Annotated in this window: 23 protein-coding genes and 1 riboswitch; of the genes, 18 read left to right on the forward strand and 5 right to left on the reverse strand. The window is 40.7% G+C overall.

Annotated elements, in window-relative coordinates; genetic code table 11:
* Position 1 precedes the first annotated feature (1 nt).
* The 11 genes from sufD to ABD006_RS14600 all read left to right on the forward strand — a co-directional run bounded on the left by sufD (position 2) and on the right by ABD006_RS14600 (position 12,399).
* The gene (gene sufD / locus ABD006_RS14550) at positions 2–1,303 is read left to right on the forward strand and encodes a Fe-S cluster assembly protein SufD (protein WP_343842572.1); all 1,302 of its coding nucleotides are present in this window, start codon (positions 2–4) and stop codon (positions 1,301–1,303) included.
* Entirely contained in the window at positions 1,303–2,523 is a 1,221-nt protein-coding gene (locus tag ABD006_RS14555) for a cysteine desulfurase (RefSeq protein ID WP_343842574.1), read from the forward strand. Before sufD ends, ABD006_RS14555 begins: the two co-directional genes overlap by 1 nt.
* Entirely contained in the window at positions 2,513–2,959 is a 447-nt protein-coding gene (gene sufU / locus ABD006_RS14560; RefSeq protein ID WP_343842576.1) for a Fe-S cluster assembly sulfur transfer protein SufU, read from the forward strand. The genes ABD006_RS14555 and sufU overlap by 11 nt, the downstream gene beginning before the upstream one ends.
* Before the next feature lie 81 nt (positions 2,960–3,040).
* Positions 3,041–4,438, forward strand: a complete 1,398-nt coding sequence (gene sufB / locus ABD006_RS14565) for a Fe-S cluster assembly protein SufB (protein ID WP_343842578.1) — start codon at positions 3,041–3,043, stop codon at positions 4,436–4,438.
* A gap of 212 nt (positions 4,439–4,650) precedes the next feature.
* A complete protein-coding gene (locus ABD006_RS14570; protein ID WP_343842581.1) occupies positions 4,651–5,463 on the forward strand; it encodes a sulfite exporter TauE/SafE family protein in 813 nt (270 codons plus the stop codon).
* Between the two features lie 57 nt (positions 5,464–5,520).
* Complete coding sequence (locus ABD006_RS14575) at positions 5,521–6,909, forward strand: bifunctional metallophosphatase/5'-nucleotidase (protein ID WP_343842583.1); 1,389 nt, start codon at positions 5,521–5,523, stop codon at positions 6,907–6,909.
* A gap of 51 nt (positions 6,910–6,960) precedes the next feature.
* Complete coding sequence (locus ABD006_RS14580) at positions 6,961–7,266, forward strand: YunC family protein (protein ID WP_370521696.1); 306 nt, start codon at positions 6,961–6,963, stop codon at positions 7,264–7,266.
* A 164-nt stretch (positions 7,267–7,430) separates the two neighbouring features.
* Complete coding sequence (gene yunB, locus ABD006_RS14585; RefSeq protein ID WP_343842586.1) at positions 7,431–8,225, forward strand: sporulation protein YunB; 795 nt, start codon at positions 7,431–7,433, stop codon at positions 8,223–8,225.
* 61 nt (positions 8,226–8,286) lie between these two features.
* Positions 8,287–8,468, forward strand: a riboswitch (Lysine riboswitch).
* A gap of 118 nt (positions 8,469–8,586) precedes the next feature.
* Positions 8,587–10,128, forward strand: coding sequence for a Na+/H+ antiporter NhaC family protein (locus tag ABD006_RS14590; protein ID WP_343842588.1), 1,542 nt, complete (start codon positions 8,587–8,589; stop codon positions 10,126–10,128).
* Between the two features lie 628 nt (positions 10,129–10,756).
* A complete protein-coding gene (locus ABD006_RS14595; RefSeq protein WP_343842591.1) occupies positions 10,757–12,292 on the forward strand; it encodes a sodium-dependent transporter in 1,536 nt (511 codons plus the stop codon).
* Positions 12,292–12,399, forward strand: coding sequence for a MetS family NSS transporter small subunit (locus ABD006_RS14600; protein ID WP_343842594.1), 108 nt, complete (start codon positions 12,292–12,294; stop codon positions 12,397–12,399). The genes ABD006_RS14595 and ABD006_RS14600 overlap by 1 nt, the downstream gene beginning before the upstream one ends.
* A 180-nt stretch (positions 12,400–12,579) precedes the next feature.
* Here the strand turns inward: ABD006_RS14600 and ABD006_RS14605 are convergent, their stop codons facing one another.
* Together ABD006_RS14605 and ABD006_RS14610 are read right to left on the reverse strand one after the other, a co-directional pair.
* Positions 12,580–13,566, reverse strand: coding sequence for a M23 family metallopeptidase (locus ABD006_RS14605; protein WP_425542229.1), 987 nt, complete (start codon positions 13,564–13,566; stop codon positions 12,580–12,582).
* 380 nt (positions 13,567–13,946) lie between these two features.
* Positions 13,947–14,522, reverse strand: coding sequence for a YhcN/YlaJ family sporulation lipoprotein (locus ABD006_RS14610; RefSeq protein WP_343842597.1), 576 nt, complete (start codon positions 14,520–14,522; stop codon positions 13,947–13,949).
* Positions 14,523–14,673: 151 nt separating this feature from the next.
* Here ABD006_RS14610 and ABD006_RS14615 point away from each other — a divergent pair, with 151 nt between their 5' ends.
* Positions 14,674–14,949 carry a YutD family protein gene (locus tag ABD006_RS14615; RefSeq protein ID WP_343842600.1) on the forward strand — a complete coding sequence of 92 codons (276 nt, stop codon included), beginning with the start codon at positions 14,674–14,676 and terminating at the stop codon, positions 14,947–14,949.
* A gap of 55 nt (positions 14,950–15,004) precedes the next feature.
* Here ABD006_RS14615 and ABD006_RS14620 read toward each other — a convergent pair whose 3' ends face one another.
* The gene (locus ABD006_RS14620) at positions 15,005–15,268 is read right to left on the reverse strand and encodes a cytosolic protein (RefSeq protein WP_343842603.1); all 264 of its coding nucleotides are present in this window, start codon (positions 15,266–15,268) and stop codon (positions 15,005–15,007) included.
* 58 nt (positions 15,269–15,326) lie between these two features.
* Complete coding sequence (locus ABD006_RS14625; protein WP_343842606.1) at positions 15,327–15,596, reverse strand: DUF3055 domain-containing protein; 270 nt, start codon at positions 15,594–15,596, stop codon at positions 15,327–15,329.
* A gap of 233 nt (positions 15,597–15,829) precedes the next feature.
* Between ABD006_RS14625 and hepT the strand changes: the two genes are divergently transcribed.
* Together hepT and ABD006_RS14635 are read left to right on the forward strand one after the other, a co-directional pair.
* Positions 15,830–16,288, forward strand: a complete 459-nt coding sequence (gene hepT, locus ABD006_RS14630; RefSeq protein WP_343842609.1) for a type VII toxin-antitoxin system HepT family RNase toxin — start codon at positions 15,830–15,832, stop codon at positions 16,286–16,288.
* Between the two features lie 13 nt (positions 16,289–16,301).
* Positions 16,302–17,075 carry a TIGR01457 family HAD-type hydrolase gene (locus ABD006_RS14635; protein WP_343842612.1) on the forward strand — a complete coding sequence of 258 codons (774 nt, stop codon included), beginning with the start codon at positions 16,302–16,304 and terminating at the stop codon, positions 17,073–17,075.
* Positions 17,076–17,135: 60 nt separating this feature from the next.
* Here the strand turns inward: ABD006_RS14635 and ABD006_RS14640 are convergent, their stop codons facing one another.
* Positions 17,136–17,645 (reverse strand): phosphatidylglycerophosphatase A family protein, encoded by a 510-nt coding sequence (locus ABD006_RS14640; RefSeq protein ID WP_343842615.1) that lies wholly within the window; start codon positions 17,643–17,645, stop codon positions 17,136–17,138.
* 121 nt (positions 17,646–17,766) lie between these two features.
* Here ABD006_RS14640 and ABD006_RS14645 point away from each other — a divergent pair, with 121 nt between their 5' ends.
* The 4 genes from ABD006_RS14645 (at position 17,767) to thrB (ending at position 22,033) form a co-directional block, all read left to right on the forward strand.
* The gene (locus ABD006_RS14645) at positions 17,767–18,765 is read left to right on the forward strand and encodes a protein kinase family protein (protein ID WP_343842618.1); all 999 of its coding nucleotides are present in this window, start codon (positions 17,767–17,769) and stop codon (positions 18,763–18,765) included.
* Between the two features lie 31 nt (positions 18,766–18,796).
* Positions 18,797–19,762: a 2-hydroxyacid dehydrogenase gene (locus ABD006_RS14650; RefSeq protein ID WP_343842621.1), complete on the forward strand. Its 966-nt coding sequence runs from the start codon at positions 18,797–18,799 to the stop codon at positions 19,760–19,762.
* A gap of 307 nt (positions 19,763–20,069) precedes the next feature.
* Positions 20,070–21,134, forward strand: coding sequence for a threonine synthase (gene thrC, locus ABD006_RS14655; protein ID WP_343842624.1), 1,065 nt, complete (start codon positions 20,070–20,072; stop codon positions 21,132–21,134).
* Entirely contained in the window at positions 21,131–22,033 is a 903-nt protein-coding gene (gene thrB, locus ABD006_RS14660) for a homoserine kinase (protein ID WP_343842627.1), read from the forward strand. Before thrC ends, thrB begins: the two co-directional genes overlap by 4 nt.
* Positions 22,034–22,112: the final 79 nt, after the last annotated feature.

A 22,112-nucleotide genomic window follows, 5' to 3' on the forward strand; every position in this document is an offset into this window, starting at 1 on the left:
CATGGCCGTAGAAACGAAATTACCATACGATAAAGAGTATGTGAACCAATTTTCTGAAGGACGGGGCGAGCCGGATTGGATGAAAGATTTTCGTTTAGAAGCACTGGAGCAAGCTGAAAATCTTCCAATGCCTAAACCGGAAAAAACGAGAATTAAGAATTGGAACTTTACAAACTTTGATCATAATGTTTCCGGGGATAAGGTAAATTCCATCGATGAACTGCCAGAGGATATAAAAGTCTTTTTAGATCAGGATCCTGAAAATGTAATCATTCAGAGAAACGGCAGTGTAGCCTTTTCATCCGTAGCTGAATCGCTAAAGGAAAAAGGGGTTATCTTTACCGATATTCGTACTGCCTTGATTGAACATGCAGACCTGGTTAAGAAATATTACATGAAAGATGCAGTTAAAGTTGATACCAATCGGTTAACAGCACTTCATGCGGCATTGTTAAATGGCGGAGTTTTTATCTATGTGCCGAAAAATGTAGTTATTAAAGAACCTCTGCAAACCATTTTCTGGCAGGAGGATAATGAATCCGGCCTGTTCAACCACGTTTTACTTGTAGCTGACCAGGGCAGTGAAGTAACTTATGTTGAAAATTACCTTTCTCAAAACCATGAGAAGAGTGCTGTTGCAAATATTATTTCTGAAGTTATTGCTCATGATCAGTCCAAGGTTCTATATGGTTCAGTTGATAATTTTGCACAGGGAACCACAACTTATGTAAACCGTCGTGGTGTTGCTTATCGTGATGCAAAAATTGAATGGGCATTGGGACAAATGAATGACGGCAATACTGTTTCTGAAAATCTTACTTATTTAATGGGGGATAATTCCTATTCTGAAGCAAAATCTGTCTCTGTAGGACGTGGAAAACAGAAACAGGATTTCGTCTCCAATATTACACACTATGGTAAATTCACAGAAGGATATATTTTACAGCATGGGGTTATGAAAGACCAGGCAAGCTCAATCTTTAGTGGAATTGGAAAAATTGAATATGGAGGTTCCAAGTCAAATGCCGAGCAGGAGTCCCGTGTTTTAATGTTAGATCACGGAGCAAGAGGGGATGCAAACCCAATTCTGCTCATTGATGAGGATGATGTTGAAGCTGGTCACGCAGCGTCGGTCGGACGTGTTGACCCTGTTCAATTATATTATTTAATGAGCCGTGGAATTTCCAAGAAGGAAGCAGAAAGACTTATTATCCATGGATTCCTTGCTCCCGTAGTAAACCAGCTTCCTATTGAGTCCGTTAAGAATCAGCTTACGGAAGTTATTGAAAGGAAAGTATACTAATGGATGTAAAAGAGATTCGAAAAGATTTCCCGATATTAAATCAGGAAATTAATGGCCATCCTTTGGTTTATCTCGACAGTGCTGCAACTTCACAAAAGCCACAGCCTGTGATTGAAAAGATCAATGAATATTACTCTATGCACAACTCAAATGTGCATAGAGGTGTTCATACCTTAGGCAACCGTGCTACGGAAGGATATGAAGGGGCCAGGGAGAAGGTAAGGAAATTTATTCATGCAAAAAGTACAAAGGAAATTATCTTTACCAGAGGAACAACAACATCCATTAACACCATTGCCTACAGTTATGCACGTACCAATTTGACTGAAGGTGATGAAATTGTTCTTACTCCAATGGAACACCACAGTAATATTATCCCGTGGCAGCAGGCGGCAAAAGCTGTAGGTGCAGAACTGAAGTATCTCCCTTTACAATCTGATGGAACGATTCGTTTAGAAGATGTGGAAAACACTGTATCAGAACGAACAAAGATTGTGGCTATGGGGCATGTTTCCAATGTTTTAGGCACCATTAATCCCATAAAGGAAACAGCTGAGATTGCTCATCGTAACGGTGCAATTATGGTTGTGGATGGAGCCCAGAGCACTCCTCACAAAAAGGTAGATGTTCAGGATCTGGATTGTGACTTTTTCACCTTTTCAGGACATAAGATGTGCGGTCCAAGTGGAGTTGGAGTTTTATATGGAAAAAAAGAACTTCTGGAGGAAATGGAGCCTGTTGAATTTGGTGGAGAGATGATTGACTTTGTTGGTTTATACGATTCCACCTGGAAGGAACTGCCATGGAAGTTTGAAGGCGGTACACCAATTATTGCCGGTGCAATTGGACTCGGAGCTGCCATTGACTATCTGGAAGATATAGGTCTGGAAAACATTAATAAACATGAGCAGGAGCTTGCTGCTTATGCATTAGATCAATTTGATAAGATAGAAGGTGCTGAGGTATACGGTCCTAAAGAACGGGCTGGCTTGGTCACATTTAACCTGGACGGAGTACATCCTCATGACGTGGCTACAGTACTGGATCAGGATGGTATTGCCGTTCGTGCTGGTCATCACTGTGCACAGCCATTAATGAAATGGTTAAATGTAACAGCTACAGCAAGAGCCAGTTTTTACCTTTACAACACCAAGGAAGATATTGATATACTAGTAGCAGGACTTCAAAAAACAAAGGAGTTTTTTGGTGATGTCTTTTAATAATCTTGACACACTATACAGGCAAGTCATTATGGACCATTATAAAAACCCAAGGAATCGTGGTACCTTGGAAGGTGAAGATCACTTGAGCATTGATATGAACAATCCGACGTGTGGTGACCGCATTCATCTTCAATTACAGGTAGAGGATGGAAAAGTGACGGATGCCAAATTTGAAGGTGAAGGTTGCTCTATCAGTATGTCATCTGCTTCCATGATGACACAGGCGATTAAAGGGAAATCCGTAGATGAGGCATTAACACTTTCTAACTTGTTTTCTGATATGATTCAGGGAAAAGAAATTGATACAAATGGTTTAGATATAGGAGACATTCAAGCCTTAGAAGGAGTGTCCAAATTTCCTGCACGAGTGAAATGTGCAACCCTGGCATGGAAAGCCATGGAACAGGGTGTAGGAGAGGACAGTAAGGAATAGGATTTGGCAATGGAGTTCGGTTTCTTGCGTTTTTAAGAAGTGAGAGTTTAGCTCTTTTCTAAATTAAAGGAGGTATGAAACATGGCTAAAAAGGCACCAGAGATTGGTGATTACAAGTACGGGTTTCATGATCGGGACGTTTCTATTTTCCGTACTGAACGAGGCCTGACTGAAAATGTTGTTCGTGAAATTTCCAGAATGAAGGAAGAACCAGAGTGGATGCTTGAATACCGCCTTAAAGCATTGGAACACTTCTATTCAAGACCAATGCCACAATGGGGTGGAGATTTAAGTGAACTTGATTTTGATGAAATTACCTATTATGTAAAACCATCCGAGCAGACACAGCGTTCATGGGATGAAGTACCAGATGAGATTAAACAGACATTTGATAAACTGGGAATTCCTGAGGCTGAGCAAAAATATCTTGCCGGTGTTTCAGCACAGTATGAATCAGAGGTTGTTTATCACAACATGAAGGAAGATCTTGAAAACCTGGGAATTGTATTTAAAGATACAGATACAGCTCTCCGGGAAAATGAAGATTTGTTTAAGGAGTACTTTGGTAAAGTTATTCCATATTCCGATAACAAATTTGCTGCATTAAATTCAGCTGTCTGGTCCGGTGGTTCTTTTATTTATGTACCAAAAGGTGTAAAAACGGACACACCATTACAAGCGTACTTCCGTATTAACTCAGAAAATATGGGACAATTTGAGCGTACGCTGATTATCGTTGATGAGGGTGCTTCTGTTCATTATGTTGAAGGCTGTACAGCGCCTGTTTATACAACAAACTCCCTTCACAGTGCGGTTGTTGAAATTTATGTGAAGAAGGATGCGTACTGCCGTTATACAACAATCCAGAACTGGGCGAACAATGTTTATAACCTTGTAACTAAACGTGCAGAAGCACATGAGAATGCCACCATGGAGTGGATTGATGGAAACCTTGGTTCTAAGTTAACCATGAAATATCCATCTGTACACCTTAAAGGTGAAGGTGCCCGGGGAAATACACTATCCATTGCGTTTGCCGGAGAAGGACAATTACAGGATGCGGGTGCGAAAATGATGCATTTAGCGCCAAATACTTCTTCCACTATTGTTTCAAAATCCATTTCTAAAAATGGTGGTAAAGTAACGTATCGCGGAATTGTACACTTTGGTAAAAAGGCAGATGGTGCCCGTTCCAACGTAGAATGTGACACATTGATTATGGATAAAGAGTCCACATCAGATACCATACCTTATAATGAAATCTTAAACGAGAACATTTCACTTGAGCACGAAGCCAAGGTATCAAAAGTATCTGAAGAGCAGCTCTTCTATCTCATGAGTCGTGGTATTTCTGAAGAGGAAGCAACTGAGATGATTGTTATGGGCTTCATTGAGCCATTCACAAAAGAGCTTCCAATGGAATATGCAGTGGAAATGAACCGTCTGATTAAATTCGAAATGGAAGGTTCTATTGGTTAATCCTTCACACACATTATAAAATAAAGAAAAACCCGTTTCCGGTTATCCAATCGAAACGGGTTTTTCTTTTCCAAACAAACCAAATCATGTAAACTGGGTAATAAGAAAAGCGAAGGCGACCGATCAGAACACGATCGCATAAGCAAGCAGGCTTAGCTTGTTTGCAGAACATATAGACATAAAGCAGGGATGGTATTTTGGTATACATTATAATGTTAGCATTAGGATTTCTATCTGCCTTTGTAGGAAGTATAGCAGGCCTGGGTGGAGGACTGATTTTTGTTCCAGGAGTGTTACTGCTCTCCGAATACTTCTCATTTTTTTCATGGGCTTCCCCGCAGGTTGTTGTAGGGATGTCCCTGTTAGTGATGATCATTACAGGTTTCTCATCGACATATACATATTTAAAATATAAGCGTGTAGACTTAAAAAGCGGTGGAATCTTTTTGGCAGGAAGTATTCCGGGAGCTTTAAGCGGGGTATGGACCAACCGTTTTGTTGAAGATAGTTCCTTTCAACTGTATTTCGGTATTTTAATGATTGTCCTGTCCCTTATGTTTTTTCTCAGAAAACAGGGGGATCCGAATCCTCTGATAAAAAACGGAAGTGGAATCAATCGTGAGTTCATATTAAATGGAGTCACATATCGTTACAGTTTTCCTGTTTCATTGGCTCTCATTATTTCTTACGCTGTAGGCTTCTGCTCAGGTTTATTTGGCATTGGCGGAGGCTCTCTTATGGTCCCTGCCATGATTCTGATATTTGGTTTTCCGGCAAAGATTGCAGCACCGACATCCATGTTTATGATCTTTGTTTCCAGCAGCGTCAGTTCGATTGCCCACATATCACTGGGACATATTATATGGGAATATATTTGGTTTTTTATACCAGGTGCATGGATAGGTGGGACGGCAGGGGCCATCATAAGTCAGCGTTTAAAAGGAAATACAATCGAATGGATCTTACGTATTCTCATGATCATCGTAGGCATTCGTCTCATATGGAATGGTTACACAAATCTGTAAGGATAAAGGCTTTAGATGGAACATCAGGATAGGTTTTTGACGTAAGGAGAATGCTCTATGAAAGAACATCTTTATTTATATTTCACGAGTGATTTACATAGCCATTTTGAAAACTGGCCTAAGGTTGTCCACTATTTAAAGGAACAGACCGAGAGACATAAGCGGAACGGAGAATCGTATTTTATCCTGGACAATGGTGATCATTTAGATCGTGTCCACCCTATTACGGAGGCTTTTCTGGGGCAGGCAAATGTAGACTTTCTCAATGAAGCCCGGTTTGATGCGGTGACGATTGGAAATAATGAAGGAATCACATTACCTGATGAAGATTTGTATAATCTCTACAATCAAGCCAAGTTTGAAGTCGTGTGTGCAAATTTACATAAACAGGACCGGCCATCACCAGACTGGCTAAAACCTTATACAATTCTTACAGCTGAAAGTGGTTTAAAACTTGGAGTACTGGGACTAACGGCTCCATTTAATCTTTATTACGAGGAAATTGGCTGGCACGTGAATTCTCCTTATGAAGCGCTGGATAAGTATATTCCTGAATTAAGAGAAAACTGTGATATTCTTTTACTCCTTTCTCATTTAGGTATAAATGAAGATGAGTACATCAGTTTGAACTATGATGAAATCGATCTGATTATAGGTGGCCATACGCATCACCTTTTTAAAGATGGTGAGCACATCCATAACACATTAGTAGGTGCTGTAGGGAAATTTGGACGTTATGTGGGTCGGAAGAATTTAGTCTGGGATCATCAGAAAAAAAGGCTGATAAAAAAAGAGGGTTCTGCCATAGATATCCTTGAAAGAGAAGATGATACGGAAACCTTTGACTTGATTCGCCGTTATCGAGACAAGGCTGCCGAGGTCTTAAATGAACCTGTTGCTATTATAAACAAGAACTATGATATTGATTGGTTTGAAGAAACCGAACTCATGAAACAGCTGGTTCACACGTTAAGAGAGTGGACGCAGGCTGACTTTGCCATGCTTAATGCCGGGATTGTTCTGGATGGCATTCCAAAGGGGAAGGTCACTCGTGGAGATCTTCATCGGATATGTCCTCATCCAATTAACCCATGTAAGGTTCGGCTGACAGGAGAAGTCATTATTGAAATGATTCGTATGGTGCGTTCTCAGAGGTTCGCTGAATTCAAGCTGATTGGATTAGGTTTCCGCGGAAAAGTAATTGGAAAGATGATTTTTTCCGGCATTGAAGTGAGTACAGATGAAGATGAAAATGAATATATTCATGAGGTTTGGATCAATGACACTCCCATTGAAAGGAAGAAGGAATATGATGTCGCAACGGCTGACATGTTTACACTCGGGAGACTCCTTCCTCCATTGGCATCAGCCTCGCATAAGAATTACTATCTTCCGGAATTTATACGGGACCTGCTCGGGGAGACCGTAAAAAAATTAAAGAATTAGTTCACCTTCACGCTCTTTCCTCATACATTGTAGCAGAAGGGAGCGTGATGCATGTTGGTAACCGTTGAACCTTTATGGATCAAGGATAAACCTTTTACAGCAGTACAGGTTAAATTACCGAAAACAAATTTATTGGTGGTCTCGAATGAAGTCGGGTACATTATGTGTGGCGCGCTGGATGTTGACTTATTAAGTGATCGATTATATGAAAGGGAAATTGTTGCCGGCCGGGCTTTAGGAGTGAAAACCATTGATCAGCTTCTTGAAGCCCCTCTTGATAAGGTAACCATTGCAGCTAAGGAGAAGCATGGCTGGGAGGAAGGCATGAACGCAAAAGAGGCCTTGCTCCGTTTATAAATTTCGTATAAAAGCCCGTTGGATGGTTCATGAATGCCATTCAGCGGGCGCTTCTGATGGATATACTTCTGTAATTTGGAATTAAACGTCAAACATGCTTTTTAAAAATGTGGTCAACCCCTCAGGAAATTGTGCATATATATTTCTCAAGAGGGGGCTATTTCATGAGGAGAAAAATGCTGTTACAACGTAGACCAGGACGGCCTCGTGTGGGTCAAGTTTTTATTTTAACCTTATTAGTTTTTTTTGCTACTGTGTTCTTAACTTTATGGCTGATTGATGAAGGCATCGAGCCAACACTGATGAACATTGCAGAAACAAAAACCAGACAGGTTGCCAGAGAAGCAATCAATGAAGCAGTTGATAAACGAACCGCAGATGAATTGGAAAATGAAAACATGATCGAATATAGAACTGATGATGAAGGAAATATTGTCGGGGCAGGCTGGAATTCTGAATTAGTCAATGAAGTACATAGAAATACAACAATAAGAGTACAGAACTATTTAAAAAAAATCGAAAATGGGGAGATAACCCCGGAGCAATCGCTGGATATTGAAGCCCAGCAGGAAAGTGAAAGTGGTGTAAATACCGAAAATATTAATGAGCATCCTGCTATTGCTGAGATCCCTCTTGGTCAGGCAACCAATAATACGATTCTTGCAAATTTAGGCCCAAGAATACCTGTGCATTTTCAACTATTAGGTGATGTGCAGTCGGATATCGTTGATGAATCCGAGCCTTTAGGTATTAATGGTGCTATTTTAAGTCTGTATGTAGAACTTCGTGTTTCCGTCCGTATTGTTGTACCATTTTCAACGGATACTGCAAAGGTTACGCAAAAGGTTCTGGTGGACAGACGAGTCATTCATGGAGATGTTCCTGAATTTTATGGTGGGGGAAGTGAAGGTGGTGGCAGCAGCCCTGATGTGACGGTTCCATATGATTCCTTGCAATAGTTCAAAGGTCATGATAGAATTTAAGAGTGAAAAATGAATAATGACTTTAACCTTATCAGAACGATGAGGTAGAGGTGCAGTTTTCAAGAGTACTCAATGGGAGGATGACAAACGGTGATCATTGAGGAAAGGGGAAGTCTGCCGAAGTGAAAATGAGGATCACCGAGTTTTCGCTGGTATATTTCTAAATAGGAAATATACTGTCATGCAAGGAAATGGATTGCATGAAGCGCTACTGATCGTGATTAGGACAACATATTACTGCGAGGTAATGATTGGTTGCTAATCATTGCCTCGTTTTTTTATGCTCAGTAAGCTTCCTTCATCAATCCTGACAATTTTGAAGGGAGAGATACACATCATGACAGGAACGATTTATTCATTAATTCCACCACTTATTATGATCATCTTAGTATTACTAACGAGGAAGGTTCTCCTTTCCTTGGGTGCAGGAATTCTTCTGGGGGCACTCTTTATTCATCAATTTGATATAGGTGATTCACTGAAAGAAGTTTGGAATTCTTTTTATGGAATCTTTATTGATGGAAACGCCCTTAATATCGGCAATTTCTATTTGCTATTATTTTTAATTTTCCTTGGGATGATGACGGCATTTATGACTGCTTCAGGCGGCACACAGGCATTCGGAGCGTGGGCCAGCAAGAAAATAAAGACCAAAAGAGGAGCTCAATTACTGCCTTCTGTCTTAGGAATTATTATTTTTATTGACGATTATTTTAATAGTCTTGCCGTTGGACAAGTTTCCCGTCCACTTACAGACCGTCATAAAGTTTCCCGGGCAAAGCTTGCTTATCTGATTGATTCAACATCTGCACCTATGGCGGTATTATCACCTGTTTCAAGTTGGGGTGCTTATATTATTGGTACGATTGGAATTATCATTGCGGATCATGAATTGACGAATTTTCAGGCGTTAGGTTCCTTCGTTCAAATGATTCCGATGAATATTTATGCCATTATCGCTATCGTATTGGTCTTCTTTGTCACCCTGTTCGAACTTGATCTGGGCGCTATGAGAAAACATGAACAGCGTGCAGAGGAAACAGGTGATTTAGTTGATCCGGAAAGAAAAGATATACCAGGTGACCTTAAGGATCAATTCGCACAGGTTGAGTCCGGCCGTATTTTCCACCTTCTTGTACCGATTATTGTTCTTGTTATCTCCACGGTTTCAGCTATGATTATCACAGGTATGCAAAATAGTGGGGCAGGCGCTACATTGCTTACAATCTTTGAAAATACGAATGTAAATAAGTCTTTATTTAGTGGAGGACTTATAGCCGTTTTACTTGCATTTTTATTTTATCTCTTACAGGGTGGAAAGAAATCTCCTTCCCTTAAAGTTCTTGCTGAAGGAACAAAATCCATGCTTCCGGCTATCTATATTTTAATTCTGGCGTGGATGATTGGTACGATTATTGAAAACCTTCAGACTGGCGAATATCTGGCACAGGTCGTACAGGAATCTGAATTAAGTTTAGCTTATTTACCATTAATTATTTTTCTCGTTTGTGGATTTATGGCGTTTGCTACAGGTTCTTCCTGGGGAACATTTGGCATTATGCTTCCGATTGCAGGGCAAATTGCCGTTGCCATTGATGTGAATATGCTTCTGCCAGCTCTGGCTGCGGTGCTGGCTGGTTCAGTATTTGGAGACCATTGTTCACCGATCTCTGATACAACCATTCTGTCTTCTACAGGAGCAGGTTCGCACCATATCGATCACGTCATCACTCAAATTCCATACGCCGTCATTGCAGCACTGGTTACAGTGGTAGGATATCTTATCTTAGGATTTACCGGCTTTGTATGGATTTCATTATTCGCTTCCATTTTACTGTTGCTTGTCATTGTTATGGTTTTAAAACGAATAGCAGGATAATATACTGAAGAGCAAGGCTTAGGCTTTGCTCTTTTTTCTTGGCCTAGGAAATTATAAAATAAACGATATTTGGATAAGAAAAACAGGGGAGGCCACGGCCGGCTCCAGCCCCCAGTGACTAGCGAGACTTCCTTCACCTCCGTCCGATAAGTCAACATCAACTCTCTACGTTCGTTGTGTTTCCTTTTCCGCGTGTTAACTGGCTGTAAGACCCCCTGTAAGAAATAAGTGGGGGTCAACAGCCAGTAAACACCCGATTTGTTCAACTAACAATCGAACCCCCACTGATTGAGTTTCACTTTATCTCCTACGGCTCAGTCCAGTCCGTACGTCGCTAATTTAAAAGCGGAGGCGACCGTTTAGGCCCGACGGCATAAGCAGAATCTTCGGAGTGGCCATATTTTGGCCATGGAGGAAATTTTGCTTATGATCGCTTGGGCCTGGGAGCCGTAGCTGGATAAACGGGCGCTTCCGCCTTTGTTCTATTCGTCATGATGAAAAGAATTTCGACATTGAAAACGCATACTCAAAAATAATCCTTTGACACTAGGACTATTTGTTGTATAATACAGACAAGTTAAAATTATCTGAAAACAGGTAATAATCTAAATAAAGGGAGGTCCTATTCATGCAAAATCGTTCACAATGGGGAACAAGATTAGGTTTCTTACTTGCTGCCATGGGTTCAGCTATTGGACTTGGCAACATCTGGCGTTTTCCCGCAACAGCTTACGAAAATGGCGGGGGAGCATTTTTTGTTCCTTATTTATTTGCATTACTAACAGCAGGTATTCCATTGCTTATTATGGAATATACAATTGGGCATAAGTATCGTGGCTCTGCACCAAAATCACTTGGCCGTGTAAGTAAAGGCTTCGAATGGATTGGATGGTGGCAGGTATTAATTTCCTTTGTCATCTCTACATATTATGGAGCCATTATCGCATGGGCAATTATGTATTCCTATTATTCCTTTGGGCAAGTATGGGGAGATGATACTACAGGATTCTTTACTGGTGATTTCCTGCAAATGACAGATGCGGGTGCATTTGGAGGATTAGTTCCAACAATACTAATACCTCTCATAATCGTTTGGGTATTAGTATTAGGTATTCTGCTTGCAGGTGTAAAGAAAGGGATAGAACTTGCTAATAAAATTTTCATCCCACTACTTGCGGTATTATTCTTGATTATTGTTATTCGTGCTGTAACACTTCCAGGTGCTGCGGAAGGATTAAATGAATTCTTCCAGCCAAACTGGAGTGAAATCATGAATGGATCAGTTTGGGTAGCTGCATATGGACAGATTTTCTTTAGTTTATCGATTGGTTTCGCTATTATGATTACGTATTCATCTTATCTTAGCAAGAAATCAGACATTACAAATAATGCCTTTATTACAGGTTTTGGTAACTCTTCTTTTGAATTACTGGCAGGTATAGGTGTGTTTGGTGCCCTTGGGTTTATGGCACAATCTACTGGTCAGGAGTTTACCGAAATAGTTCAAGGAGGAGTTATGCTGGCGTTCTCGGTATTCCCGCAAATTATTAATGAAATGCCGGTAATGTCAGGTCTGTTTGGTTTCTTATTCTTTGCCTCTTTAACATTAGCAGGTTTATCATCGCTAATATCCATTTCTGAAACCTATGTAGCTGGTGTTCAGGAGAAATTTAATGTTTCAAGAACTGCTTCAGTGCTCATTGGCGGCGGTATTGCAGCTGTTATTTCGATTGCCTATGCCAGTCAAGGTGGTCTGGTTCTCCTTGATACCGTTGATTACTTTATCAACAATTACGGTGTAGCACTGGCCGGCTTGTTTGAGGTAGTTGCAGTTGCCTGGTTCGCCAGAGGATTGAAGGATCTGCAAAACCACGCCAATTCGGTATCAGATATTCAACTTGGCGGATGGTGGCGTTTCTGCCTTGGTTTCATCACTCCGATTGTACTGGGGTACATGATGCTGCAAAACATACGTAATGAAGTTACAGGGGAGCCATATGAAGGCTATCCAATTGAGTTCCTGTTTAACTTTGGCTGGATTGTTGCTCTAGGTGCAATGATGCTAGGAGCGGTTATCACCATAAAGAGATGGCCGAATCGTGATTTGGATTATAAACGCCATTCATCTGTAGAAACATCAGAAGATAAGGAGGTTGCGCAATAATGACAGGAAGCGCCATTGCAATGTTCGTTATCGGTGGGGTGATTATCTGGGGCGGCCTGCTTGGAAGTGTATTTTACGCAAGAAAGGTTGCCAAAACGAAAAAATAAGGAGAAAAAAGCTGTTTCACTTTTGTGAGGCAGCTTTTTTTCTCCTTATGCAGTCGGGTCTAATCAGTCGCCTCCGCTCTTCGTTGTCAAGCTCCGGCTCACAGGTCTGCGCGGATATAAGTTAGAGCCATTACGTGGCAAAATCGTACCACTTCATGTCTTCGTCTTATCCCGCGAGCCCTATTCGTTCGCCTCCGCTCTTCGTAAATAAGGATAGGGGTCAAAGGAGTGTTCGGTTTCTCCGGTGTCTTTGTACATTCCATAGTGCAGATGGGGAGGGAATTTGCCGGATGTTCCCTTAGGACCATAGCCTGATGCTCCTACATATCCGATAACATCCCCGGGTTTAACAACCTGACCGACCTTAATATTGTCCTCGTATCCATTTAAGTGAGCGTAATAATGATAAATGTTGTGTGTATCCCGGATTCCTATGCGCCAGCCTCCGTAACGGTTCCAGCCTTTCATCTCAACTACACCATATGAGGTGGAACGGACGGGGACACCATAATTGGCAAAAATATCTGTACCTTCGTGAATACGTCTCCCGCCAAATCCGCGTGGATCTCCCCATGTATTACGGTAACTGTAATTGTAGCCTTTTGGTAAAGGGAAAGCGTGTTCCTCTAAATTCAGCGTTTTAAAAGATTTATAAACCTTTGCCGTATTCATAATGGTCTGTACAGATAATTCCCGATTATAAAAATCCCAAATAGCAATTTTAATGTCCTGTTTTGAATGACCACGTCTGGAGAACCAGTCTGCCATCGTCTGGATAATATCTTCATCATCGGTTCTGTCAGCAATGTTATCACCGTTTCCGTCTGCTCCAATTCCGTTAAAGAGGTCAATGAATGCCTTATGCTGTTGATCATTTTCAGAAGGATTGGTCTTGCCATTCCATAAATTTTTTGGAAAGGTGATACTGATAATCCCGCTTTCTGAAGCATATTCATCATGGATATTTCGTTCATATTGATCTATGGCAGCATAGTAATACCAGGGGATTTGAGAAATGGCCTCTGCTTTTTGATAAAGTGCCATGCGCATTTCCTGTTTTTCTTCATCTGTTAATTCTTTTTCTTCTGTATCTGATTCAGCCATTGTATAATGCGGAAGAAGTACGATTGCAATCATAACGGCCAGAATTTTTACTGCGAATTTCATACTTTCACCCCGTAAAATCAAATGATATGTCTATTATTTGATAGTTATAGGAAAACATAATTGGAACATTTATCCTTGAGAAATGTGAACTCAGGATTTAAACTTTCTTAATGATAAAAAGGCTGACAGTGATTCCTTTATGATCCATAAGATGAAAAGCGATTAGAATCAAAGGAAATCCCTTGTCTGATTCTGACAAGGGAGAACGTTTTTTTCACGCATTCACTGGCTGTAATACCCCACTTCAAGTCTTGAGGGTAATTCACCAAGAACTAAGTGGGGATAAACGGCCAGTAAATTCCTGATAAGTTCAACTAACCATCAGTGGGGATGGGGAAATCCCCACTGAAGGAAGTGACACTTTATTTTGCTTAGGCCTGTTACATTTGATTTTCTGTTTCATGGATCCCCTCTTCAGGGGCTTCTTCCTTTATTTGTTCAATTAATTCATCAACTGCACGCTTGGGTCCGTCCTCTGTTGTTGTATTGTTACTTAAACTCTGTAAATCATCAAAGGTATGAGATTCGGTTGAAATGTAGATATTGTACCATTGAGGGAGGAAGGACATCGCTGTTTTTTTGACTTGTTCGGTTGTATGCCCGGTATCTTCTGATTCTTCAGAAGGAGTATAGGCAATGAATGTGTGGCTGTCTGTTATTAACGTCGCAGCTTCTTCAACAGTCGGCATTTGCAGTAAGGTTTTCGTAATCATATCTGCCATCTGCTCCCGATCGATTTCAGGCTCGAAGTTCTGTTCCCTTTCTGTATTCAATTGTTTTTCATTGTAACGGACATATCCATATTGGGAATTCTGTTTTTCTTCAGTTGTTCGAGTATTCATATTATCAGGTGTTTTCCCCTTAAGTGTGCCATTGTCAGCACCCTCCTGCATGGTACATCCTGACATAAACAGTATGAAGATACTCATTCCACCATAAAAAATGGCTTTTTTCATAGACGAAACCTCCTGTATATTCAATGTTCTAATGAATGGGTCCATCCTATTCATACTATCCCTTAGCTTGTTTCAAAAATTTCTGTTCATGCTAAGAATTATGCTCTCCTGTAAAATGGAAAATATGATACACTGTATACAGGTGATAAAGATGTTAGAGTTTTACGGAAAACAATATGAAGTGCTGGATAATTACCGAAACGGTTTTCAGGAGGATGCTGTTAAGGAAAGATTTAGTGATATTTTAACGAAGTATGATTTTATCGTAGGAGATTGGGGTTATGGACAGCTGAGAATGCGAGGCTTCTATGATGATCAAAATCCCAAGGCATCCTTTGATACGAAAATTTCCACGCTGGAAGATTACTTGTATGAATACTGTAACTTTGGTTGTGCCTATTTTGTTATGAAAAAGCAGGATGTTTAAAACCCGTTGGATGTGGTTGTCCAACGGGTTTTATTAACTTCTGCTGTAATCCATTTCAGTCTTCTTCATCGTGGGTAGGATGTGAATGGGGGAACTGTCTTGGTAAATCTTCATGTAAGTGTTTATTTTCATAGTTGAAGCCGGTATAATGCCTTTGTCCTTCAACAATCTCTTTATTTTCAACTTTTGAGTGTTTACGGATGGGTGATCCATAAGGTCCATCAGGTAATTCTTCAGGTACCGCATATTCTCTTTGGACCTCGGCGTTAGCAAAATCATCATAGTCCTTCTTTTCACGATCACGACGTTTATAACTCAAATGCAAAACCCTCCTTTGAACTATTATTATAGCCCGGGAAGGGGATTTTCATGAGTAATCAAAGAACCTCAAAAAGGAACTCCCTGAATTCTTCTGCTTCAATTTCGGTTAAATGGAAGGCATGCTCTAAGTATCCCTTCTCTCTTAAATCATCCTCACCAATTATGGCAAATCGACTTCCCTGGAGATCCATGACCACCTTTTTCCCATAGTAGCGATCTGTTGTAATAATAGCGAGATCATAACGGCTATCCTGTCCCATAAAACTGACATAACGAATATCCGCCTGTTCCTGTTCATCATACAAAAAGAATCTTTCTTCCGCCATGTTCGTACACTCCTTTTATTACGAATGAACGAGCTGTAATTCTTGCCACAAGATATGTGGAAAACAACGGTGAAGTTGGCGCTTATCAGCTCGTAACTGGATCTTGTTCCTTATCATAGCAAATTTAAGGGATAGATGAAATATAACTTCCTTTATTCAACAATAAAATTAATTTATGGTAAGATGTTATGGAGAAATAACTTCAGGAAGCCACTAATTTGGAGGGGTTAACCATGTATTTTGTTGATCGGGATAAAATTGAACGGACGTTATTATATAACGAAGTGGTGCTGCAGCAGTTTCAGCAAAATCATTATGAGACATTTTTGGAAAAGATGGCCCTGGAACGTATGGCTCAAATGTTCATAGAATCTGTTATTGACGTAGGAAATATGATGATTGACGGGTTTATTATGCGTGATCCCGGCAGTTATGAGGACATTATTGATATTCTGGTTGATGAAAAGGTTCTTCCGGCTGATGAACAGGATCAATATAAAGAAGTGTTTCAATTACGAAAAACAATGGTAAGAGATTATTTAAATGTGGATCATGAAAAGATAGAAAATGTGCTTAAAAAGAATTTGAATGCTTTTAGTACGTTTAGTGAAAGGGTTCGTACATATCTGGAGAATGAATTAGGCCCTGTAACTGCCTTTACAAAATCTACGGATGAACAAACCGACGTTTGATAAGGAGATTGGAATGAAAAATTATCAAGGCTATTTGATTGATTTAGATGGAACTGTATATCTTGGAAAAGAACGTATTCCCTATGCTCGGGAGTTTATTAATGCCCTCAATGAGAAAGGGCTTCCTCACTTATTTGTGACTAATAACTCCTCTAAACGTCCAGACCAGGTAGCAAAAAAATTACGGGATATGGATATTCCGGCTGAAACAGATCAGGTCTTTACAACCAGTATGGCTACAGCAACGTTTTTGTCTAAAAAGAAGCCGGATGCCAGTGTTTATGCCATTGGAGAGGTAGGGCTATTGGATGCACTTAGTGACCATCAGCTCGAGCTTGTGGACGAAGACGCTGATTTTGTTGTGATTGGGATCGACAGGGATGTTACCTATGAAAAACTGGCCAAGGGCTGTTTGAATATTAATGATGGCGCGGGTTTTATTTCTACAAATGCTGATGTAACCATCCCGACTGAACGAGGCTTTTTACCTGGGAATGGTTCACTGACTTCTGTTCTAGAGGTTGCGACAGGACAAAAGCCAACATTTATAGGAAAACCTCAGGCGATTATTATGGAGCAGGCCTTGGAAAAGCTTGGACTTCCTAAAGAAGAAACATTAATGGTAGGGGATAACTACCCGACTGATATTTCAGCCGGAATGAATGCCGGCCTGGATACCCTGCTTGTTTTAACAGGAGTGACGAAAAGAGAGGATTTAAAGCATGTTGAAAAACAGCCAACTTATGTGATGAATCATCTTAAGGAATGGCTCGATCAAATGAAATAGAAAAGATGGAAAAAACCAGTACCCTGAATAGGGACTGGTTTTTGTTCTTCATAAATAAGGTTAATCATCCTGAAATAGCTCATCTTCATAGGTATGGGCTAGTCGGCTTGAGGCGGCGGCTGCGATTGCCCCAACGATATCGTCTAAGAAGGTGTGACATTCCCCGGAGGATTTGTCATTAAGCTTCTTCAGGATGCCTGGCTTTTGTTTATCGATATATCCATAATTGGTAAAGCCAATTGACCCGTAGACGTTAATAATGGAAAACGCAATAATTTCATCCACGCCATACAAGCTTTCATCTCGTTCGATAATATCCTGCAGGGGCTGCTCCAATTTATTTTGCTCGGCCAGCAGATCTAACTGGATTCCAGTAACGATGGCATTTTGGATTTCGCGTTTTTTTAAGACTTTGTCAATGTGCCGCTCACATTCTTCCATTGTTAGTTCCTCATGGTAAGGAGACTGAAGGTAGTGCACTAATTCTCCGATATCGTGAATGGTTACGCCTCTTTCCTCCATCCAGGTTCTTGCTTTCTGCTCTAAAGGCTTCATCTTGTTTTTGCTCATTTTTTACCCACCTTACACATTCATAAATATTTCTCCGCATATAGTTAGTATAGTCAGTTTGAACAAAAATCTTGTCCACTTTAGGAAAGAATTTTTTTGTTGTTTAAAAAGGAGAATGAAAATGAGGGAGCTTTTGAAGGAGAAGTTTTTATTCCACAGCGAGTCCGAGACGAATCTGCTGGGTTTTCCTGCCTATAGAGGTTCAGATGGATATGCTGTTGTCATTCCCGCTGATTATACAGATGAGAATTTTATTACGGAACAATATGTTATTGCAGATTATTTGAACCAGAGTGGATTTTCACATATTGCCAAGCCCTTGTATTCGAATGAAGGAAAATTTATTGTGCCGATTGACGAAGAGTCTTCTGTTTATACGTGTCATGTAGAATCAATACCTTCATCTGGTGAGAATCTTCAGGAGCTGATTTCCTTTTTATCTTCCTTTCATCAGGCGGGTCATGGCTTTCCGTATTCACCTGTTCATTTAAACCGATATGGACAATGGAAAAGCAACTGGGAGCAAATCATCAATCAGCTGGAATGGATTCGCAGTGTGATTATCGAAAAGTCCTACATATCAGACTGGGAACGGTTATGGCTGGAAAGCTGTTTTTATTTTATTGGCATAGGAGAGAATGCCATTCAGTTTCTTCAGGAAAGTGAGCAGGAAAACCTTTATAACCAGTATGACCAGCCTGTTTTTACATTTGAACGGATGACTCCCTTTCCTCATCAGGAGATTGTTCTTCCCAATCGAATTGTTCATGATCATCCATCCCGGGACCTGGCTGAGGTTATGCGTTATTATATCCTTACACAAGGCATAGAAAGTTACTCTAATCTATCAGGTATGCTGAATACTTATCAGAATCATCGCTCACTTAGTGTCTTTGGATGGAGACTGTTATTTGCCAGGCTGGCGTTTCCGATTCATTTTATTGATTACACGGAACAGGTTTTAAGCAAAGAAAAAATAACTCAGCAGGATTACGATGATTTTCAAAAGCTATTAGACCATCAATCCCGTCATGAGAAAGGACTTCAGTTTGCTGCCCGCGAAATGGAAAGAAGTCTCGGTTTTGATTTAGAAGTCATGGACTGGATTTTTAACAGTTAAAGAATATGCTACGATAAGCGCAGGAGGTCTAATGATGAAGCCAAAGATATATATTTCCAGAAAAATTCCTTCCCGGTTTATTGAGCCATATAAGGACAGTTGGACGATTGAAATGTGGCCGGAGGAAGATGAGGTAGTGGAACGGGATGTTCTGCTGAAGCATGCCAGAGAAGCAGATGCTTTATTTACCACGCTGACAGAAAAAGTGGATCGGGAGCTGCTTGATCAGGCAGTAAATCTAAAGGGGGTTGCAAACCTGGCTGTGGGCTATGACAATATTGACGTTGAATATGCACGGGAAAAAGGGATTGTCGTAACCAACACTCCTGATGTCTTAACAGATACAACGGCAGATTTAACGTTTGCTCTCCTGATGGCCACCGCAAGACGAATCGTCGAAGCTGAAGCATTTATCAGAAGCGGAAGGTGGACAACCTGGACTCCATTTCTTATGGCAGGTGCGGATATCCATCATAAGACGATAGGAATCGTTGGAATGGGCAGGATAGGTGAAGCTGTAGCCAGACGTGCACGAGGATTTGAAATGAATGTTTTATATCATAACCGCAGTCGTAAAGAAGAAGTTGAAAACAATCTTGGTGTACAGTATGTATCCTTTGATGAACTTATCCGTACAGCAGATTTCGTTGTCAGTATGACGCCACTTACGAAAGAAACTGAACATATGTTTGATGATTCGGTATTTAAAAAAATGAAGTCCTCCGCCATTTTTATAAATACATCCAGAGGCGGCGTGGTCAATGAAGAGGATTTATATCAAGCTTTAAAGAACCATGATATTCAGGCGGCCGGATTGGATGTCTTCAGAAATGAACCGATTGCTGAAAACCACCCGCTTTTAAAATTAGATAATGTAACAGCCCTGCCTCATATTGGTTCAGCTACTTACGAGACCAGATCAAAGATGATTGAATTATGTCTGAAGAATATTGATCACATATTAAAAGGCGAAGAACCGGTGACACCTGTTCAATAGGAAAGAACCTGCTGTATGGGCATAAGCCAGTTTTTCCTTCCTTAGAAAATAACGATGGATATAGCCTGTCAACTCACCCAGTGGTTGATAGGCTATTTTTTTTATTTGTATAAAAGATTAGTTGAGTGAAAGAGCCTCGTGATGGAATCAGCCGAAAGTGTTCCTGATCTCCCTGATTACTGATAAAATTTTAACAAAAATTCGCACTTTTCTTATTGATACATTGTTTCATTCGCGTTATAATGTCTATCATATATAAACAAATGTACTTTTGAAGTGTATACATCCGGGATTAGGGGGAAATAAAATGGCTGCATGGAAAGGATTGCTTCAGGAATATAAAGAATTTTTGCCTGTTGGAAACGAAACACCACTCAACACGCTTCATGAAGGGAATACCCCTTTAGTGAAGCTTCATCGTTTATCTGACAAGTTGAATACAGAGGTTTACACAAAAATTGAAGGATTAAATCCGACAGGCTCATTCAAAGACCGTGGAATGGTGCTCGCGATTGCCAAGGCATTAGAGGAAGGCTCAAAAGCTGTCATTTGTGCATCAACAGGGAACACTTCAGCATCAGCAGCAGCATATGCGGCGAGAGTTGGATTAAAATGCATTATTGTGATCCCGAACGGAAAAATTGCTCAGGGAAAACTTGCGCAGGCCGTCATGCACGGGGCTGAAATTGTTTCAATTGAAGGCAATTTTGATGAGGCCCTGAATATTGTCCGAACAGTAAGTGATACAGAGCCGATTACCCTCGTTAATTCGATTAACCCTTATCGAATTGAAGGTCAGAAAACGGCTGCATTTGAAGTATGTGAACAATTGGGATCAGCTCCGGATTATTTGTGTATTCCGGTTGGAAATGCAGGAAATATATCTGCCTACTGGAAAGGGTTTAAGGAGTTTCATGAAAAATTTAACTATGATTTGCCAAAGATGATGGGATTTGAATCCAGTGGCGCAGCAGCAATCGTCCGTAACCAGGTAGTGGAACAGCCTGAGACGATCGCTACAGCCATCCGGATTGGAAACCCTGCCAGTTGGAACATGGCCATAGATGCCTATCAGGAGTCAGGTGGAAATATTGATGAGGTAACGGACGAGGAAATCATAGAAGCCTATCATTGGCTGGCAAAACATGAGGGCATTTTTGCTGAGCCTGCCTCCTGTGCCTCAATAGCCGGGTTATTTAAGGCCAGCAAACAAGGAAAAATAAAGCCAGGTTCGACGGTTACCTGTGTTTTAACAGGAAATGGACTCAAGGATCCTGATACGGCTGTCGAAACCAATCAGTTTGAACCTAAGGTACTGCCTAATGATCCGGATGTCATTTACGAAAATATCAGAAGGCGTGTGTCATCATGAAGAAAAATGCCTTTAAAATTAAAGTTCCCGGTAGTACGTCGAATTTGGGCCCAGGATTTGATTCTATCGGTGTTGCATTAAATCTTTATTTAACCATCTACTGTACAGAGAGTGACGAATGGAGATTTGTTCAAAAGGAAGAATCCAAGCAGCATCTGCCGACGGGAAAGGATCATCTATTATATCAATGTGCAAAATTTGTTGCCGATAAGTTCGGCTATGATTTGCCTCCTTATAAGGTAGATGTGGAAAGTGAAATACCGATAGCCCGGGGATTAGGAAGCAGCGGTGCGATTACAGTTGCAGGAATCGAAATGGCCAACCAGATTTTGAATCTCCAGCTATCCCTGAAAGATAAAATGCTTATTGCTTCTGAATTAGAGGGTCATCCCGACAATGTTACCCCTTCTTTTGCAGGTGGATGTGTGGTTGCTTATTATCATAATGATGACCTTTATTATATGAACAAAAAGGAAATGGAGAAGGTAGATTTTGTTGCCATGATTCCATCCTTTGAACTGAGAACAAAAATGGCACGGGAAATTCTGCCTGCAGAGCTTCCATTTATGCAGGGGATTCAGGGAAGCGCCATCGGAAATGTCTGTGCAGCGGCTATATTTCAGGAGGATTATGTGTTACTTGGAGAGTTAATGGAAAAGGACCTGTTTCATCAGAATTATCGGAAGAAGCTGATTCCACACTATCAGGAAGTAACAGCCTACATGAAAAAGGAAGGAGCCTATGGGACGTTTCTGAGCGGTGCAGGCCCTACGATGATTAGTATATGCGAAAGAGGATGGCCGGCAGAGCAAGGACAAAAGTGGAAGGAAGACTTACCTGATTTGGAATGGAGAATTTTAAAGGTGGAAGACGAGGGAGTCCGTGTCGAAAAAAACTAAGCTGGTGCCATTGAGCACCAGCTTAGTTTAATCTGGGAAAATATAAAATAAAAAACAGGAAAAGCCGCGTCCAGCTCAA

The sequence above is a fragment of the Salinibacillus aidingensis genome (genome assembly GCF_039522525.1).
GTDB classification, from domain to species: Bacteria; Bacillota; Bacilli; order Bacillales; family Alkalibacillaceae; genus Salinibacillus; species Salinibacillus aidingensis.

Bases quoted from the DNA above. Each gene is read 5' to 3' on its own strand.
- sufB (WP_343842578.1), top strand. From the start codon at position 3,041: ATGGCTAAAAAGGCACCAGAGATTGGTGATTACAAGTACGGGTTTCAT.
- sufU (WP_343842576.1), top strand. From the start codon at position 2,513: ATGTCTTTTAATAATCTTGACACACTATACAGGCAAGTCATTATGGAC.
- ABD006_RS14595 (WP_343842591.1), top strand. From the start codon at position 10,757: ATGCAAAATCGTTCACAATGGGGAACAAGATTAGGTTTCTTACTTGCT.
- ABD006_RS14625 (WP_343842606.1), bottom strand. From the start codon at position 15,596: ATGGCGGAAGAAAGATTCTTTTTGTATGATGAACAGGAACAGGCGGAT.
- yunB (WP_343842586.1), top strand. From the start codon at position 7,431: ATGAGGAGAAAAATGCTGTTACAACGTAGACCAGGACGGCCTCGTGTG.
- ABD006_RS14575 (WP_343842583.1), top strand. From the start codon at position 5,521: ATGAAAGAACATCTTTATTTATATTTCACGAGTGATTTACATAGCCAT.
- thrC (WP_343842624.1), top strand. From the start codon at position 20,070: ATGGCTGCATGGAAAGGATTGCTTCAGGAATATAAAGAATTTTTGCCT.
- ABD006_RS14645 (WP_343842618.1), top strand. From the start codon at position 17,767: ATGAGGGAGCTTTTGAAGGAGAAGTTTTTATTCCACAGCGAGTCCGAG.
- ABD006_RS14605 (WP_425542229.1), bottom strand. From the start codon at position 13,566: ATGAAATTCGCAGTAAAAATTCTGGCCGTTATGATTGCAATCGTACTT.
- hepT (WP_343842609.1), top strand. From the start codon at position 15,830: ATGTATTTTGTTGATCGGGATAAAATTGAACGGACGTTATTATATAAC.
- ABD006_RS14615 (WP_343842600.1), top strand. From the start codon at position 14,674: ATGTTAGAGTTTTACGGAAAACAATATGAAGTGCTGGATAATTACCGA.
- ABD006_RS14555 (WP_343842574.1), top strand. From the start codon at position 1,303: ATGGATGTAAAAGAGATTCGAAAAGATTTCCCGATATTAAATCAGGAA.
- ABD006_RS14600 (WP_343842594.1), top strand. From the start codon at position 12,292: ATGACAGGAAGCGCCATTGCAATGTTCGTTATCGGTGGGGTGATTATC.
- ABD006_RS14570 (WP_343842581.1), top strand. From the start codon at position 4,651: ATGTTAGCATTAGGATTTCTATCTGCCTTTGTAGGAAGTATAGCAGGC.
- ABD006_RS14650 (WP_343842621.1), top strand. From the start codon at position 18,797: ATGATGAAGCCAAAGATATATATTTCCAGAAAAATTCCTTCCCGGTTT.
- ABD006_RS14640 (WP_343842615.1), bottom strand. From the start codon at position 17,645: ATGAGCAAAAACAAGATGAAGCCTTTAGAGCAGAAAGCAAGAACCTGG.
- ABD006_RS14590 (WP_343842588.1), top strand. From the start codon at position 8,587: ATGACAGGAACGATTTATTCATTAATTCCACCACTTATTATGATCATC.
- ABD006_RS14610 (WP_343842597.1), bottom strand. From the start codon at position 14,522: ATGAAAAAAGCCATTTTTTATGGTGGAATGAGTATCTTCATACTGTTT.
- ABD006_RS14580 (WP_370521696.1), top strand. From the start codon at position 6,961: ATGTTGGTAACCGTTGAACCTTTATGGATCAAGGATAAACCTTTTACA.
- ABD006_RS14635 (WP_343842612.1), top strand. From the start codon at position 16,302: ATGAAAAATTATCAAGGCTATTTGATTGATTTAGATGGAACTGTATAT.
- thrB (WP_343842627.1), top strand. From the start codon at position 21,131: ATGAAGAAAAATGCCTTTAAAATTAAAGTTCCCGGTAGTACGTCGAAT.
- sufD (WP_343842572.1), top strand. From the start codon at position 2: ATGGCCGTAGAAACGAAATTACCATACGATAAAGAGTATGTGAACCAA.